Genomic DNA, 19,035 nt, shown 5'->3' with positions numbered 1-19,035 from the left:
GGTACCCAAGCCGGTGCCGCGGCCCTGTGGGGGGGCGAGTGCCCACCCGGCTGGCAGATGGAGACGGCATCCAAACTGTTTGACGGTCATGCGGATACGGTACAGGCCCAGGATCTGTTCGATCCCTACCTGCAGCGCAGTTGGCTCTTCAGCAATACGGTCTTTGATCTCAACGAATATGGGGATTACCTGATCGTGGCCCTGGGGCGTGATGGGGTCGAGATAGTCGAGAAGGCTCGCCCCGAGCGCAGAGTCCGGGTGGATGTGGGCAGCACGTTGCAGGCCACGGCCGGGCGAGCCATTCGTCTGCAGCGTTACGGCAGTCTGCTCTTTGTGGCCGTGGATTCCGGCCTGGTGGTGTTGGATCTGCGCGATCCCATGGCACCCAAGGTGGTGTCAGCCGGGAACGATGAACATTTTAATGCCGTCGATATCTATCGCGACCGCCTGATGGTGGCCGCAGGCAGTGCCGGCCTGGTGAGTATGCAGTTGCCAGGGGCCATAGTCATGGCGACCTCGGTGGAGGAGGGGGCCCCTCTGGCCGAAGGTGAGCCATTGCGCATTACCTTCAACGAGCCCGTCACCCTGGACTCCTTCAAGCCTGTGGTGACGCAGCAGGGACGCTCGCAACCTCTGGATCTTACGGTTGAGCCTGTGCAGCCCACCTCGGGTGCGGCGCGTGAGTTCACGCTGCGCTTTGCCCGTGAGGCGGGTAGCCGCTACCTGATCTCCATCCAGGATACGCGTAACCTGCGTGGCGGCACTCAGTGGGCCCCCTTCCAGCAGAGCTTGCTGGCAGCGAGCCAAGGTGCCAAGCAGCCCCAGATCTATCGAGTGGAAGCTGGGGCGTACTGGCAAGGGGCACAGCAACCGATCCGCATTCTGGGAGAGGGCTTCCGAGCCGCGACGACGGAACTTAAGCTCTATGTAGACAGCTACCCACTCAGCTACAACTGGATTGATGAGCATACCCTGGAGATCCCGGCGGCGGCGCTGGATCAGCTGCCGCTGCAAACAGGACAACACCACCTGCGTCTGGCCGACCATGAGCTGACGGCCGAGTACCTGGGGGCGATAGTCACGGGGGCGCGACTGGCCGATGCCACCTTCGAGGCGAGCCCCAATGCCATCGACATGGCGGGGGGCAACCTTGTCCAGATCTCCGCCTCCGCCGAGGTGATACTGCCTGGCAGCAAGGTGATATTGCGCGGCAGCGACAATACAGAGATCACCACACTGACCACGGCTAATGGCAGTTCAATCATTGACTTGGAAGATGACGTGCGCGATCTGCAGCACTTTAGCTTCCGGGCCCCTGGTGTGCTGGAGCCTGGCGTCTACCAGCTCTTCTTGCGTTCGGCAGGTCATGAGTATCCCGTCGGCTCGCTCTCCTATACCCAAGGTGTGGGGCGTGAGTTGCAGCTGCCCAATTATCCACCTCAGGTGATGGGCGCCATGCAGCAAAGTGGTGAGAACCTCTTCGTCGGTGTACGTGCCGGTGCCTCGGCCACCAGCAACAACAAGAGTCTGCTGAATTCTGGCTTGGAGATCTTCGATACCACCGTATGGGAGCACCCGGTTCGCTTGGGTCAGCTGGCGACCGCCCAGCCCGTCACGGGCATAGCCTTGGTGGACGATCTGGCTTATTTGGCCAGCGGCAGTGATGGCTTGCTGGTGGTGGATATCCATAATCTGCAGCAACCTCTGCTGCTCAATCGCTTCCCTGTGCCGGGTCAAGTGGCGACCGATGTGGCCTTTGATAGCACACGGCAGATGCTGGCCATGTCAGTAGCAGATGAGCTTGGTAGCGGTTTCATCCGTTTCTTTGACCTGCAGCAGGAGCAGTTGGATCCTCCCGCTGGCTATCAGAGTCTACAGTTCAGTGAGGGAGAATTGCGTGGCCAGCCGCTGGATGTTCAGTGGCAGGACGGCCAGCTGCATGTGTTGCTCAAACGTGGCAAGAGCCTGGCGTTGGTGACCTTTGACCAGCTGCCGAATAGTAAACACTATCAGCTGACTCCATTGACGCATGGTCAGACAGCCGAGTTGCAGGCCTCCATGGTGATGCAACATGGTCAGTTGCTGGTCTCCGTGGGTGAGGAGAGCGTGCTCTACCGCCAGGATGCACAGGGGAGGTGGCAAGCCAGTTATTGGGAGGCGAGCGGTAGCCAGGGCGCGGAATTGATGACCAGTGAGGGGGGCGTCATTCGCGGCAGTACGGGTGGTGCCACCATGCTCAATCCGAATGGGTTAGTGGTCACCGAGCTGCAGCCAGCCGCCGGGAGTACCCTGGGTGTGGATGAGCCCATCCATATTACCCTCAATAGCCGGATCAACACCTCGGCTGAGCTGCTCAGTCGTGCCGTGCGCCTGAGTGATGGCGCGGGGCAACCTCTGCCTGCCGATAGCTATCAGCTCTCGGCCAGTAACCGTATTACCGGTGCCGAGTTGACCATACGCCTGGTGGCGAACAAACTCGCCACAGGCCCGATCACGCTTCAGCTGACCGATGCCCTGTTGGCGCTCAATGGGGTGGGATTACAGAGTCCGGTGACGGCCAACTACACGCTGCTGGCGGGTGTCAGACCCGAGTTGAGTCGTGTCGAGCGTCTGGTGAATGGCAAGGAGCTTGGTCACTTCTTCCACGGTGAAACGGGCGAGGTGGCCGTGCTACACGGTGCCCACTTCGGCACCCGTGGTGATGAACTCAAAGTGACTATCGGGTCGACTCTGGTTCCGGCGTCGGCCATCCGCAGCGTGCGGGATGATCGTATCGAGTTGGTGCTGCCCAATCTGTTCCTGGGGAGCGAGGGGCTGGCGTTGCCGGTTGGGGTTACGCGTCAACAGGTGACGACGCTGCGCCACGGTGCCTTGGTGATCCTGCCCAAGATCGGCGTGCAAGAGGTTGAGCCGCTGCGTGGCGCCCCGCAGGGTGGCAATGTGGTGGATCTCTATGGTCGCGGCTTTACCCAGGATACAGTGGTGAAGTTCGCCGGGCATCAGGCGGGCGATCTGCGTCTGCTCAGTGGCAATCACCTCCAGGTTCGTGCTCCGGCTGGCGACTTCGGTTATGCCCCTATCACGCTGGAAAACCCGATCTTCCCGGGTGAGCAGGCCAAGTCAGCGCAGGATTACTTCTATGCGGGCAAGGAGACGGGATCCGTCGATCTGGCAGCAGACAAGCCTAGCCCCATTGCCTCCATCGCGCTCAACGATCAGATCCTCTATGCGGTGACGGGGGGGGAATATGAGGTTTATAACCGTCAGGGTCGCCTGAGCAAAAAGCTCAAATCCAATACTGCCCGTCTGGTGGTCGCCGATGTTTCCGACCCCGTGCATCCTGTGGTGGTGAACAAACTCTTTGCCGATGGCAGCAAGCCCTACAGCTATGACATCACGGGGGGACTCGGTACTTCGGGCTTTAGCAGCGTGAAGGCGCAAGGGAATAACCTCTATGCCATAGGGGGGCGCTCGCTCTTCCTGTTTGATACCACTTTGCCGACCGATCCTCTGCTGCTGACCCGTATCGATCTGACCTATGACGTGCGGGATCTGGTTCTGGATGGGGATCTGCTCTACCTCTCCCACGCGGGGGGGATAGAGGTCTATCGCCTGAGCAAGGAGCGGAAGCTGGAGTCTGTGGCCTCCATCAGTCGGACTCAGCTCAAGGGCGTGCCTTATGCGTTGGCATTGGATGGGGATAGTCTCTGGGTCGTTCTGGCTGACTCTCGTCGTGTCGTCGAGGTTGAGCTCGGCAGCGGTGAGTACCGGATAGGGCGAGGCTTTGATACTCAGGATCAGGCCAGTGCCCGTTTCCGTCCTCAATCCCTGCTGGTGCAGGGGGATCTGGCGCTGGTCTCCTCGGGCAGCAAGGGGGGCGTCTTTGCCTATCGTTTGGACAATGCGACGGCCATTACGCCTGTGGCGAGTCTCAATCTGGCTTACCTGGTGCGCAATGGCACCATCAATGCCGGTCAGATGCAGCTTCTGGGGCAAACCCTCCATGTGGCATCGGGCCAAGGCGATCTGCAGCTGTTTGATCTCTCTGCCTGGCTGGATGGCCGCTATAACGTGCAACCCAAGCTGCAGCACTACTTCTCCGTCCTGGGGGATGTCTCCAGCTTTGCCCTGCATCCTCGTGCTCTCTACGCTGGAAGCCTCTTCCCCTATGTGGGTGGCGAGCCGGGTGAAAACCCGGTGGAGGATCCGAGCAAGGTCAACCACCTTGGGGGACGTATCAACACCCTGGTCAACGATCTCTTGATGGTGACCCAGCAGCAGCCGAAGGCCAATGGCCTCTTGCCGCTGGATGCGCCCATCACACTGCAGTTCAACCGTCTGCTGGACAATAGCCAACTGGCGAGCAGCAAGGATCAGCTCCTTGAACTCAGCTACAACGGCAGCAAGCTCGCGGGTGCCATCAAGGTGGTGACCACCAACGACGGGTCGCGCCTGGAGTTTAGACCCACAACTCCGTTGATCCCGGGGGCCCGCTATCGCGTTCGCCTCTCCGGGGCGCTGCAGGATCTGCATGGCACGACCCTGGCGGCTGACTACAGCTTCCGCTTTACCGCCGCAGAGGGCTTGCAACCTGATATAGGGGAGATCCGTCCGCAATTTGCCAGCTGGCGAGGCGGCAGTGAGCTGACCCTCTTGGGTAACGGCTTCTCGGCCCAGAGCCAGGTATTTGTGGCGGGTGAGCCGGTTGCCGCCGATCGCGTGCAGTGGCTCAGTGAACATGAGTTACGGGTCAAGGTGCCAGCACTGGCCGCCTCACCACGGGATAACCGTTTGGTGGGCATGGCGGTACAAAATGGTCAACTCAGCGCACGACGTCATGGTGCCTTCACCTATGTTGCCGATCCGGCCATAGAGGCGGTGGGGCGTTACGATGAGCTCAATTCCCAGGTCAATAGCAACCAGCAGCGCTTTGCCTTCAATAGCGGCGAGTGGTTGGCGATCTCTGGTCGTGGCTTCAGTGCCACGACTCAGGTGACCCTCAATGGTAAGCCAGCTCAAGAGCTGGTGCTGGTGACTCCGCACCTGTTGCGCCTGCGGCAACCGGATAACACCCTGGGCTACCTGCATCTGGTGGTCAGCAACCTCTCTCCGGCAGTCGATGGGGCCAGTAACGATGAGATGCAGGTCTCCTTGAGTGGCACGCGTCGCCTATCTGGGCTCAGTGGCTGGCGCCGAGGCGGCGATCTGCTGCTGACCTATCAGGATAAGAGCTGGCAGTTGAGCTCTACCCTGGAGGGGGCGTTACCGCAACGTCTGGCTCTGGGTTCACTTGGCAATACCATTCGCGATGCGGCTCTTTCGAGTCGCTATCTGGCGCTGCTCACCGGCGATAAGGCGAGCCAACTGGCGCTTTACGATCTACAGAACCCCTATGCACCCAAGGCTCTGCCTGGTGTCAGCAATCCGCAGCGCTACCCACTGACGCGGATCGCCCTGGCTGGGGAGATCTGGAGCGGTTGGGAGCCAAATGCTCTCTATGTGGCCCCCGTGCTTGGCGGGGCGTTGCAGCGCATCGCTCTGGCAGCACCAAGCCTGGATGTGGCCTTCGGTGACGAGGGGCTCTACCTGCTGTTTAGTGATCGCCTGGAGTACCGCCGCTATGCCAATTTGGCCGAGGTGGCGCAGCGCCAGGATCACGCCCTCATCATGCCCACTCGTCTGCAACTGGATGGTCAACATCTGCTGATCGCCTCCGATGATGAGCTGGAGCTTTTCGATACCGTGGTGCTGCAGGCGGGTAAAGCCGCTTCCCTGGGCAAGGCGGCGCTGGCACAGCGTGCCGCCGCGCTGCATGGCGACTTGCTGGTTACCCAGACGCGCAATACCCCGGCCTTGCAGTTGTTCGACGTGAACCGCTCAGGTTCCCTGCTCGCCCTGCAATCCCTGGGAAGTATAGATACGCTCAATGAGCCGGGACATTTTGCCCTGCATGGCGCCCTGCTGGAGTGGCAGTCAGGCAGTGACTACTTCAACCTGGCCCTGCCCTTCAACAACCTGTGGCAAGTGGAGCCGGGTACCCTGAGCATGCCTCAGCAGCCTGTGCTGGCCAGGGTTGCCGGAGCCGCGGCCAATTGGCGCAGCGTGGCGCTGAACCTGGTGGACAGCCAGGCCAGCAAGCAACTGGCAGGCAGCACCCTGAATGTGGGTGACACGCTGCAGTTCCAGTTGCAGGGCGGGAGTTACACCTTAGGGGGTGAGTACGATCTCTCCCTCTTCAACCAGCCGACCACCATGATCGATGGTGCCGAGGTGACGCTGGATCTGCCATGGCATCTGACGACCTCACCTCTGTTTGGTCAGGAGCCGCCGCGTCTGCAACAGCTGCTGCCCCATAGCACCATCACCGGGCGCGCCTCGCGTTATCGCCTGGTGGGTGAGCAGCTGCAAGGGGTTACGGCCCTGCATTTAGGGGCGGTGACGCTGGATAAATCTGCCCTGCAAGTGAACGAGGAGGGCACAGAGCTGACCTTCACCGCGACCCTGGCCGAGGCCGGGATAGTGGGGGTGGTCGCCGAATTTGGCTCCAGCCAGGCTCAAGCCGTGTTGCCCGCCTCGCTGTTGGTGACGCAGGCCATGGCCGTCAATGGCGTTGCGACCAGTAACAGCAGCCGCAATGGTGGCTCGGCCACCTTGAGTGACAGTGGCAACGATCGTATCGAGATCACTGGGCTGGGGCTGGAGGGCGATCTGGAGGTTTACCTGCTGCCGTTTGGTGAGGGGGTTAGCCTGAGCCAGAGCCGCAAGCTCAACTTTGACCTGAGTACCGGCAAGCTGACGATCCTGGCTTCTCCGGCCGTGGTCGCGGGCAAGCGTTACCAGTTGGTGCTGGTGCGCAGTGCCACAGATGAGACGCTCAGAGTGGATGAGTCGCAACTGCTGACCGGCATCGACGATACGGCGCCACGTCTGGTGGCCAGCCAGCCACTGGATTACACCTCGCCGCTGATCTTGACCTTTGACGAGCCGGTAACGGCGTCGGGCTTCCAGGTCATCAAAGAGTTCAAGGATTACAGCGCCAAGCCGGAGGAGGCGATCTCGGCGCGCTTCGAGCTGGTGCAATTGAGCAGCAAGAGTGTGGCCGTGCGCCTGCTCGGTGGGGCGCTTGAGCACAATGCCGCCTACCGGGTGCAGCTCCTGGGGCTGCAGGATAGCGCCGGCAACAGCTGGTTGCCAACGCAGCAAAATCAGGCTGTTGGCACCTGGTTGAGCCACTTTGTGGCGCAGGATACCTTGCCACCGCGTCTGTTGCGGGTGCTTCGCGTGCCCGATCTCAAGCCCATGGGCAGTGACATGGTGCTGACCCGTGGCCGCCTCTACCGCTTCGTCGTCGAGGCCGAGGATAACTATGCCTCGGGCAAGGGGCTGAGCTTCACCTACCGCACTTCGACCAATCTGGATGCGGCCAATAGCGCCTGGCTGCCCGTCGAGTATGGTAAGCCTATAGCGCAGTTGATCCGCCCGGATGATGGCTATCTGCAGATCCGTCTGCAGGCCAATGATGGTAGCAATCAGAGCGAGCAGATATTCCGCGCCAACCTGACCGATCCGACTCTGGAGCTGGCTGCGTTTGCAACCAACCCCCAAGAGCCGGAAGAGGCGGTGCGCTCTGAGCTGCGCTTTACCTTGAGTGGTGACATCGACATGGTCACCAAGCTGGAGAGCAGCGTCGAGCAGATCAACCAGGGCCGGGCCCTGGATGTCACCTCTAACTTCGATATGCAATCCGGTCTGGTGACGGCCTCCTTTATCAACCCCAAGATCCGGGATCTGCTACCCGAAGGGGCGGCGATCGCGCCCGTCGAGATGAAGGCTCGCCTGCGGGCCAACTATGGTGCGGGTGGCGTCAAGGTATTCGAGAAGCGCTTTGAGCGCAGCTATACCCTCTATCTGGATCGCACACCGCCCAGCCTGGAGATCCTCTCGCCAACCAACAACAGTTTCGTCCCCTTGGGCGAGAAGAGCGATCTGGTGCTGAAGTCGTTCGACAAGTACGGCATCCAGTACGTCGAGGTGAGCAAGAATGGCGGGGCCTGGAGCCGACTGAGCGATCCTAATCACTACAGCTTTGTCCCGGGTGAGCAGGATATAGCGCAAGGGGTACACCTGGCGGCCCGTGCGGTCGATGCTAACAACAATGTGAGTCCCACCGCCGAGGTGACTGTCCTGCCCTATGATGCGGAGGCGGGAGCGCCCAAGGTCGAGATACTGACACCGAGCAATGGCCAGCGTTTCCATGAGCATGAGTCGGTTCGTTTCGAGGTGTTGCTGCGCAACCTGCCGGATGCCGATCTCTACCTGGATCTGGGTGGGGTCGAGTCGGCCCAGCCTGTGGCCCATCTGCTACGCGGTAGCAGTGAGCGGCAATTTGTCACCGTGACCCTGCCGGACGTGAGCGAGAACATGGTGGTGTTGGCGCGCCTGCAGAAGGGGGCGTTGCGTGGCTACAAGTTCCTGAATGTGCTCAATGATGAGGGGATAAGCGATGAGCTGCCGCTCACTCTGTTGCCTAAGAGTCAGGTGCTGACGGGTAGCCAGATCCTGTTGCAGGCCAAGGCGCCTGAGCAGATGAGTGACTACTCTGACTCCTCACACTTGGAGATCCGTGATCCGGCCGAGAGTGGCACCCCTGTTAATCTGGCCATAGGACCAGAGCAGAGAGTCAGCGTAAGCCGGCTCGGTCAGGCCGTGAGTCTGGAGTCTGTGCTGCGCGACAACTCGGGCAATGAACAGCGCCGTAGTCAGCAATTGACGAAGATCCCCTATTTTGCCGATGGGGCCGCGCTGGATTATCTCAGTGGCGAGCCGACGGAGCAGTTGGAGGCTCTGCTGGCCCAACCGGACGGTGCCGATTCGGCGCAGGCGTTGGCGCTCTTTAATTCGCGTAACGGTGGTTATCGTCTGAGCAATGGTCAACAGACGCTGCTGACCAAGGGCCAGGGTGAAGTTCGCTCGGCCGTGATCTCATCCCGAGGTCTGTTGCTGGTGAGCGACGAGGTTGGCGTACAGCGGTTGCGCCGCTATCCGCTCTCTGGCAAGGGATTGGCGGCTGCCGATCTGGATCTGGCCTGGCAGGGGCAACTGCTAGGCAGTTCCGGCGATCTGCTCTGGGTTCAGCAGGGCAATGCCATTGCCGCCATGCTGCAGACCGCGCAGAGCCTGGTGCCGCTGCCGGCCTATCCGCTGCCTGAGGCGATCCGCGCCGTACAGGTTGAGGGCGATAAGGCCTCGGTGTTGACCGAGAGTGGTCTCTACCGCCTGGTCATCTCGACCACGGGTCTGCCACGGGTTGTACAACAGCACTTTGTGGCGCTGCCGGATCAGTTGGGTTTCCATCTTGCCGGTCAGAAGTTGCAGAGCTGGAGCGATAAGCAGCTGCAGGCGTTCCTGTGGGATGAGCAGGGGGCGCTGACCCAAGTGGGTAGCCCCCTGGCGTTGCCGGGCAGTGTCAAGGATGTGGCAGCTGACGGTGATCTGCTCTGGTTGCAGCTGGATCGGGCTGGCGAAGGGGAGTGGTTTGCCCTCAAGCAGGGGCAGTGGGCGGGTATTCTGGGGGGCAATGTCTCCCGTCTGGCATTCCTGCCGGGCCGCAGCTACCAGGCTAGTGAGGAGAGTGGCCGAGTTCAGATCCGTTATCGTGCTCTGGCGGTGACGCCTGTGGCCACAGATCTGAGCTGGAGCCTAGAGGAGCAAGCCTTCTCCGTCGCCGTCAGTGCCGAGGTGAAAGCCAAGGCGTTGGGACAACTCCTGCTGGTGGTGTCGGATGCCACGGGTCATGAGTTGAACCGACTCCAGGTGGCCGAGCCAGGCCATTACACCCTGAGCATACCGCGTAGTCAGATCAGCCAAGGGGGTCTGACGCTGCGCGCCATCAGCCACGATTCGACTCAGGAGAGTCAACTGGCCGTGAGCCAGAGCATGCAGGGCCAAGTGGCCAGCAGCCTGCCACAACAGGGCGCGGCCTTGACCCAGGGGGCGAGCGTGCCCATGGTGATGAGTTTCAGCCAAGGTGCGCGTCTGGATGCGCTCTCCTGGCTGGCCGGGTCTACCCAGAGCATGGCGCTCTGGCAGGATAGAGCTCTGGCGTGGCAGAGCATCTCTGCCGTTGAGCAGAGCTGGCAGGGCGAGCTGCAAAGAGAGGCGTTGCCACTCCAGCAGTTAAGCGGCCCGCTGCAGGCTGCGGTGGATAATGGCGCCAATCTGACGCTGGAGTCACCGGCTAACAATGGCTCCTTTGCCTCGGGTGATACGCTACCTATCCGTTATCGAGTCTCGGTGCCGCAAGGGGCCGACTTCCAGTACGCCACTCTGACGCTGTTGGATTTCAATCAACAGCTTGTCAGCCAACTGCTATCTGGCACGACTGAGGGTGAGTTGTCTCTGACCCTGCCTGTCGTCTCAGAGCGGGATACCTATCATGTGCGGCTGCGTGCCTACTTCGGCTCCGAGTTCAACTATGTGGAGCGGGATAGCACAATCCAACTGTTACCTACCTTGACGCTGGCCACACCCAAGCTGGTGGGCGTCACCACCACTGTCTACGCCGAGAGCTGGGTTCACTACGGTTTGTCCGTCCAGGGGAGTGTCAGCAAGCAGCAGTTGCAGGTAGTGGATCAGGCGGGTCATCTGCTGGCCTCGGGTGAGCAGAGCGTGGATCTGCAAGTTCCGGCGACAGCTACTCGATTGACTGTGCGGGCCAGTGTCAGCAATGCCGAGGGGCAGAGCAAGAGCGTGGAGCAAGAGGTGAGCGTGGTGCAGGGCGCCCGCTTGAGTGTGGCCTCGACGCAGCAGACCTTTGATCTCCTGCTGCCGGATGCCGGTCACGCCTGGCTGGTGCAAGGTCGTGAGCTGCGTGATGAGAAGGGTCAACGCCTGGCCTCGCTGGAGGCGGATATCACGGCCATGAGCCGAGTTGGCGACCGCCTCTTGGTGGCGCTACGTGGCGTGGGGCTGCTGTTCCTGGATCCGGCCGAAAATTATGCGGTACTCAGCCGCTACCCACTCAGCCAAGAGGTGAGTCAGCTGGCGGTATCGGGTGATCAGCTGCTTGCCCTGGTGGAGGGGCAGGTGCAAGGGTTTGCCATCAGCGGTAACACGCTGCAGGCGGCCAATCTGCAGACGGTCAGCGACCGAGGGCAGGTGAGCGACTATGCCCAGGATCAAGTGGCGCTGCAGATCCTGGCTAACGAGCAGGGCTTCACAGTACTGCGTAGCGACTCGGTGAGCTGGATCGATGCCCATTGGCATAGCGCCAGCGCGCAACAGCTGGATCTGCCGGGAGCTGTGACCATGGCTCGGGTGGGTGAGCGTTGGTTGGTGCTGGATGAGCAGGGCGATCTGGTGGCGGTGCAGCCGGGTCAGTTGCTCAAGCGTTTCCCCCTCTCTCTGAGTGGCGAACGCTTGTTGGCCCAGGATGGCCGTCTGCTGTTGCTCTCCAGTCAGCAGGGCAGGGTGAGCCTGGTCGACGTACAGAACCCCTACTTCAGTGAAGTCGTGGCGCAGTTTAACTATTCGGCCAACGGTCTGGTCAATCAGGCCCAGTGGTTTGCCGGTCAGCTCTGGTTGGGCGATCGCTCCGGCACTCTGTTGCAGTTGCAACAGGATCAGGGCGAAAGCCGTACCCTCTACACGACCGCCGAGCCCAAGGGGCGGGTGGTCGATTTGGCCATCAGTCAGGGTCAGGTGATGGCGGCCGCCAGCTACTACGGCGCGCTCTATCAGGGTAAGGCTGGGGCGCAGTGGCTAAACAGCAGTTATCCGCAGAAGGGGTGGAGTGAGGCCGTCAACCGGGTGGCGCTGGATCAAAACTACGCCTATCTGGTGCAAGGCGATCAGCGCAAGGTGGTGCGCCTGGCGACCCAGGCCCTTTATGACGCCACGACGCTGCCGGCGGGCACAATGCCCAGCTATCAGCCTGTGACACTGTTTAACAACCTGGCGGCCACAGAGATAGCGCTCACGCCTAGCAAGGTCGCGGTGGCAAGCGGCGAGAGTATCTATCTGGCGCAGAAGGCCAATCTGGCGGTGACCGATAAACTGTCGCTGCCCACGGGTGAGCTCATCACGGATCTGGTGGCACAAGGGGAGACTCTCTATGCCAGCACCAGCAACCACAGGCTCTACCGTGTTCGTACTGGTCCGCTGCCGATGGATCCCTTCAATCAGGAGATCCGCAGTGTGATCGATGGCGCCAATGAGGCCATCTCGCACCTGACCCTATCTGGAGACTACCTCTTCTTCACCATGGGCAAACAGCTGCACAAGCTGGATCTGACCACTTATCAGGATCAACAGCTGACCCTGGATGGCGCGGAGCGCATCACGGCTCTCAGCCATGCCGAGGGAACCTTGTGGGTTGCCCTGCGCACGGCTACCAGCAGTGAGGTGCGGGCCGTGGATGTCACCAGCTGGTTGCCTGTGGCAGAGAGAGTCTTGCCGCAGAGTGTTGAGGTCACGGCCTTGGCCGCCGATCAGGGGCTCTTGGCCATAGGGTTGGCAGAGCAAGGGCTCAAGATTGTCGCCCTGCCGGCCGAGTGGCGCCAGGCTAACGCCTCGCTGCAGCAGCCTGCACCTGTGACTCAATATGTGCAGGGCGATGCGCTGACCCTGGATCTGATGGATAGCCATCTGGTGAGCTCGGTTCGCTACTGGCTCAATGGTGGGGATGGGCAAGGGGATATTCTGCTCGGTGGCAGTGCCACGGCCCCCTACACCCTCTCTGTGCCTTTGCCTGCCAATCTGCGCAACGGCCAACCCTTTACTCTGCGCAGTGAGGTCGAGACGCTCTCTGGCCAGCTAGTTCGTTCGCAACCACGCAAGATGCTGCTGCAGGGTGAAGGTTTGCCAGCCAACCCCTTTAGCGTAGTGATCACCACGCCCAAGAGCGATGAGACCAGCTATGTGCCGAAGCCGCTGGAGATCCGGGCCGAGGTGAAAAACAGCACCCAGCCGGTAGAGCGGGTGGAGTATTACCTGAGCAACCAGGCCGATGGGCCCTATAGCTTGATCGGTAAACACTATGGCCCTGAATATGTGTTGAGCCGTCTCTATGATGTGGACAGTGTCGGCAAGTATCTGAAGGTCAGAGCCATAGATAAGTTCGGCAACCTGACCGAGTCTGCCCCGGTGCGCTTCCTGCGCGCCGCCGATAACATACAGCCTGCGATCGGCGCCTTCGCGGTGAGCGGTGCCATGGCTGGCCCAGGGAAGATCTATGCCGAGCACCCCTATACCCTCTCCATCCCGGTACGCGATGGGCAAAGTGGTATCGACTCGGCGCTGCTCAAGCGCAGGGATGCCATGGGTAAGGAGATGATCATCTCGGCCCTCTTCGATGAAGGGGTTCTGCAGGTTGAAGAGCCAGCCGCCAGCCCGGATGGCTCGCTCACCTATACGCTGCAGGTGCGGGATAAGGCGGGCAACTCGGCCGAGCAGAGCGTCACCTATGCCATAGTCAAGGATGAGGCGCCTAAGGTGCTGCAACTCTCCCTCTCACCGACCCAAGTCATAGAGCAGGGCAGCTTCCTGGTGAACTTCACCGCTCAGGATGAGGTGGCTCTGGCCAAGGCCCGCGTGACCTGGAATGGCTTCAGCAGCCAGCTCGCCTTGAGCGGCACCCAGGCGATGCGTCAGCTCAAACTCAAGGATCCGCGCACCGAGCGCCTGGCTGCAACCCAGCCTGGCGAGCTCAAGCTCGAGCTATGGGATGATGTGGGGCACCTGACCACCCAGAGCCTGGCGGTGGATGTGGTCCCCGATCAGATACCGGATGCCAGTAAGCTGCGCCTCGAACTGCCTAAGTCGGCCTTCTATGGCATGACGGTGGGAGTGAAGCTTCAGGATCTGAACTTGGCCAACGATGGTAGTGATCCAATGCTGGTGACGCTGATTGCGCCAGATAGCAGTGACAACGGCCAACAGCGCAGTGTCTCCCCGAGCAGCAATGGGCTGGCCTGGGGCTTGACCATGCCGAGCCAGGCGGTGGCGGGGGATAGCTATCGCTTCCAGTTCCGCATCACCGACCATCTGGGGCAGAGCAGTGAGACGGAGAGCTTCGAGATCCCGCTCACCTATAGACCCAACGCCCTGCAGTTCACCAACGTGGCCGAGCGGGTTGGAACCAACCCCTACTATGTCACAGTGGGTGATGAGCCCCTTTACCAAGTGGCGGTACTGGATCAGGCCTCGCGTCGCGTGCCTTATCAGATGGTCAACTGGTATCTGGATCCGGTGCAGCGCGATGGCTCTGTGCTGGCTGGGCCCAAGCTGGGGACCACCCAAGCCGATGCCCAAGGGTTGGCGCAATATCCGTTGAACTCACAGCGGCAGGCCGGGCGTTATCGCTTGCGCGCCGAGCTGGCCGATAACACCCGGATCAGCACGGGCATGGGGATGCTCATCTACGCCGGTGAGACCAAGGTGCTGCGCCTGGCCCATATCCCGACTCTGGAGGCAGGGGGCGAGGCTCGCCTGGCCATTGCGGCCGTGGATGCGGCGGGCAACCTGGTCGAAGCCGACTCACGCACTCAGTTCTCTGTGACCCTGCCTGGGGCCGGTTTCCACTTCGGCTTTGCCAGCGGCGTGCAGTCGCAGCTGATGGAGGGCGCCGAACGCGCAACTATTACCGTGCAAAATGGGGTTGCTTCCGTGCCCTTCAGCGCGGCCTATGGGGCGGGCGAGTATCAGGCGCCCTTGGCCCTGCTCTCGGCGGCCCTGCCGATGCAGGGACAACCCGAGTTCCAATACGATATGACAGGCAAGGGGCAGTGGGTCACCCTCTCAGCCCTGCCGTTGACTATCCATGCGGCTGCGGCTCGTCTGATTGAGTTCAGCCTCGAGGAGCAGAGCAACCGCCTCTTGGGTCATCCCGATCGCCTGGAAGTGGCTGAGCTGGCAACCGTGAAAGCTACCCTGCGCGATAAGTTCTACAACCCAGTGGCGCGTTGGCCAAGCCTGGGTCAACCGGCGGCAGATCTCGATCTCGCCCTCTCCTTGTCGGATAACGGCACCCTGTCGGATCTGGCGGGCCTGGCCATCACCCAGGTGGCGTTGCGTGGTGGTGAAGGGCGCTTCCTGGTCAGCCGTGAACAGTTGGGCAAGCTCAAGGTGACGGGCGGGCGCGTCCTGCTGTCAGGCAGCAGTGATGCTTCGCTGCTGGCCGAACTGACGCAAAAGGGCGAGTTGGAGCTGGAGTTCGTGAAGCTGTTGCCTGCCATTAGTGAGGCCCATGTGGCGCAGGTGGTGGACGGTAGCATCAATCCGCTGCTCTTTACGCTGAACGAAGCGGTTGAGGCCAATCCGAGCCAAGCCGAGGCGCCAGCCCAGGTGAGCCTGAATGGGCAGCCGGTTGCCGGTGCGTGGCAGCAGGAAGAGCAGACTCTGCGCTTTACGCCTGAATTACCTCTGGTGTTGGGGGCCTGCTATCAGATCGATACGGCTCACTCCGGCTGGCAAGGGGTGGCGGCAGACGATGCCTGGTTGCCGCAGCGCTTCTCACTCTGTATGCCAAGCCTGCAGATGCGGCCAGCCGCCAAGGGCTATGTGCTAGAGCAGAGCGAGCAACCTCTGGAGCTGGCCCTGGCCAGTGGCGTGGAGAGTGCCAGCCTGCCTGGCGCGCGGTTGTTGCAACTGAACTCGGCGGATGCCCAGGTGTTGCAGGACGAGCTGTTTGATTGGAATAGTCGTAGCTTCACCGTGCTGACGACCCATGGCGAGGGTAGCTCACCGGCTCTGCTGGCCGATGGCGCCACCATAGAGCTGGCGCTGCAGGAGCAAGCCAGGGATGGTGGGGAGCCTGTTGTCCTCCCGCTGAGCTACTGGCGCGCCGATGGGGCCGAGGAGAGTAACCTGCTCAGTGCCAACCGTATCAGTCTGCGTGTGCTGCAAAAGGATGCGGATCTGGATGGTGATGGCCTGAGCAATGCACTGGAGTCTGAGCTGGGGCTCGATCCCACCGCCGCCGATAGCGATGGCAACGGCATCAACGATGGTCAGGAAGATCAGGATGGCGATGGCTTGAGCAATGCCGAGGAGTTGGTGCTGCACACCAGCCTCACCTCCAGCGACAGCGACAGCGATGGTCTGAGCGATGCCGATGAGGTCAACATCCATGGCACCCATCCGCTGCAGGCCGATAGCGATGCCGATGGCATTCCTGACTATGTAGAGGTGGTCTCCGACTCCAACCCGACCGATGCCAACGATATGAAGATTGACCCCTTCTATATCACGGCGCTGAAAGTAGAGGCGCAACCTCTGCTCCATCTGCTGGGGGTAGATAGTTCACCACGCCGTCTGCCGATCCTGGCCACCTTCGAGCATGAGGGTCACAGCTTCCAGTTGCCGCTGGCCAAGCTGGCGAACATGGCCGAGCTGCTGCAGATCCAAAGCAGTGATGCGACCCTGGCGCAGGTCAATGACGAAGGTCTGGTGATCCCGACCCTGCCCAATGGCGTCAAGGAGGCCTCGGTACAACTGGAAGCCTCACTGCTGGCCAAGCCGGAGATCAAGACTCAGGTTGAGTTGAAGATCCAGCTAGATCAGGCATTGGCCAAGATACGTTTGGTCGGGGAGCAGGCAGTGCTCTATCGCAATGACAATAGCGGCATAGTCAACTTCCTGATCGAATCACCATTCCGAAACCAGATCCGCGCCATTTATCTGGATGATCAGATGGTCTGTAACTTCTCGCGTAACGATTCGTTCTCCTGGCGAGATGGCCAATATAGGGAGTCAGATCGTCGTAGTGATGATATCTATTGGCACGAATGCCAATACCAACGGCATGGCCAGAACCGAAGCCTCTATTATCGCGAAAGCTATGGCCTCAATGGTTCCTACTCATTAGTGTTTGAAGGCATACCCGATGGATTTAGCGGACATATTCGCGTCATTGTGGAGTTGAGCGAGCCATTAGTGGGGGTAACCGATCATAGTGGCTATCAAAGTTATCAGCGTTATCAACAGGCCCTGGATCTGACTGTGCCAGTACTGGATGCTCCTGTGCAGGAGTTGATGGTGCCGGAAAATATAGCCGACCGACTCAATGTGGTAGCGGGTGAGCCTCTGGACCTGGGGGTTAAATCCAAGACTCAAGGTGATAATCCTTCAGTATTGCGGCTCTTGGCCAATGGTCTGCCTTTGGATTCATGTCCGGAATGGAACCTGGCTACCGAAGCTAACATGTCGGCAGACTCCACGCATGGTCAAATCCAGTTTGCTGACGTTGGTGGCATTACATTCACTCCCACCACGGGAAGCTATTACGGCTATGTGTTCTATCTCTCTCCCAAAGCACGATATAACGACTTGCTAAACCAGGTACCTCGCCAAGCCTACGCTGATAGCCACTATCGGCTTGTGCTATCCATTGATAGGACTCAGGTGTTTGGAGAGAAAACACTCTACGTGACAGATATCCCGGTGGTATTTGCACCGGATGAAAATCGAAAAGAGATCTCTGTCTCCGGGGCGGTCGGTAGTCTCTATTTCCGGCAGGATCTGGCGGATGGCGGGTTTGCCTTTACGTTGGAACAGATGACGGGGGCTTATGATCCTTGTGGTGTATTGACCAATGGTATCTCCATGGTTAATTCCGAATTGCCACTCAATAAACTGATGGTAAATCAGGATCATAGCGTTTTAGCGACTCAGGAACTGGACGGCGTCATGCTCTCTGCACAATTGAGCGAGTATGTGGAAGGTTCTGAGCCCGTGGTGACCACAGTTCCTCTAGGAGTATTGAATGTAGGCTCGGCAGAAGAGTGTTCTGATTTAACGCCCTCTATTAGCCGGGTGATTCCTGAAAATGGGGTGTTACTGGATACAGGCCCTGTGAGTGAGGCCATGCCTGTGATTGATGGCATTGCACTTGCGGAGGTATGGCCACTGGTGGGGAATACGTTCGGGGAACTTGAAAATGCACCCAAACTAACGCTCAAGCTGAATAATGGAGTTAAAGCTGATGCCCTCTACTTATTGGATGGAAACGGGGTCAGGTTGAATGGACTCTTTAGTACTGAAGAGGGACATCAGTTTGTATTTACCGGTGATATGCAACCACTACGTGATGCGGTGAGGAATGGGGAATTCAATGTGCAGATAGAGCGCTGTGGTTTGTTCAGTGCTGCCATCTCTATCCCATTGACGCTGGAGTTGGATAGTTCGCCAACACTGGATGTTATGGCTGCACCCTCTCTGCCCCAATATTTTGGTGATGATCGTAGCTATTTGACCTTACGTGTTAGTGACACAGGGCGAAATATCCGCTACGTGGGGCTGGCTCTGGAGATTGAATCACAGGGGCAAAGAGTATGGATGCCAGTCTTTAACGAGCAATATGCCTGGTCTCGTTCTGATGAACACAACAGTAGTGGTTCACATCCCTTACTCCTGCCACAGGTTGTGCATAGCGTAATGTTGCCGATCAAGCGCGAATATTCAGGTGATTACCAGGATGACTCGTTCGCATTAACCGTCGATTTGCATAGTCGGTTTGTGGCTTATGCCATCGACTCTAGTGGCCATATAGCGGTTACGTCTGTAGTACAGCCTCTGGATGTTAGCCATACCCCTGTGCCATTCCCGCTTCCGCGCCGTAAATTGGATGTTCCATTCTTCATTCATAGACAGCAGACCGCTGCCGAGGTTTGGGCCTATACCCTGGAAATCAAACACAAGGGGTATTACCGTTTTGCCTTTAAAACGAATAGCTTTGATCAATACCAGAATGATGAGTGGCACTCCTTACCCGGGGTTACGACTTATATCGTAGGACTGGCAGACGGCGAAAATTTACACTTAAGCAGTAATAACACTGTCGTTCGGGAACTGGAGCCGGGTTCCTATACCCTACTTACCCGTCGAGGTGAGGCAACATTGGATGAGTTGACCCAGGGTGTACCCGACACTGCACTGGATCATGAGTATGGAGCCCCTTATTTCTTGCTGTCGATTGATGAAGTGGATGATCAGTATGGTGCTTCTCTCTATCTGCATGACGGCTATGGTGAGTATTAA

The 19,035-nt window shown here is 59.6% G+C and carries 1 protein-coding gene (cut by a window edge); it reads left to right on the top strand.

Annotation, left to right across the window (positions count from 1 at the left end; all coding sequences use genetic code 11):
* Nucleotides 1-19,035, top strand: the 3' portion of a protein-coding gene (locus ACZYTD_RS13215) for an Ig-like domain-containing protein (protein WP_463892660.1). The gene continues 15,531 nt to the left of window position 1, outside the view; the window shows 19,035 of its 34,566 coding nt (coding positions 15,532-34,566); the start codon falls outside the window, past its left edge; it ends in the stop codon at nucleotides 19,033-19,035.

This window comes from Pseudaeromonas sp. HNCC25DJ180, from assembly GCF_055413345.1.
This window is presented reverse-complemented; position numbering and strand designations above follow the sequence as displayed.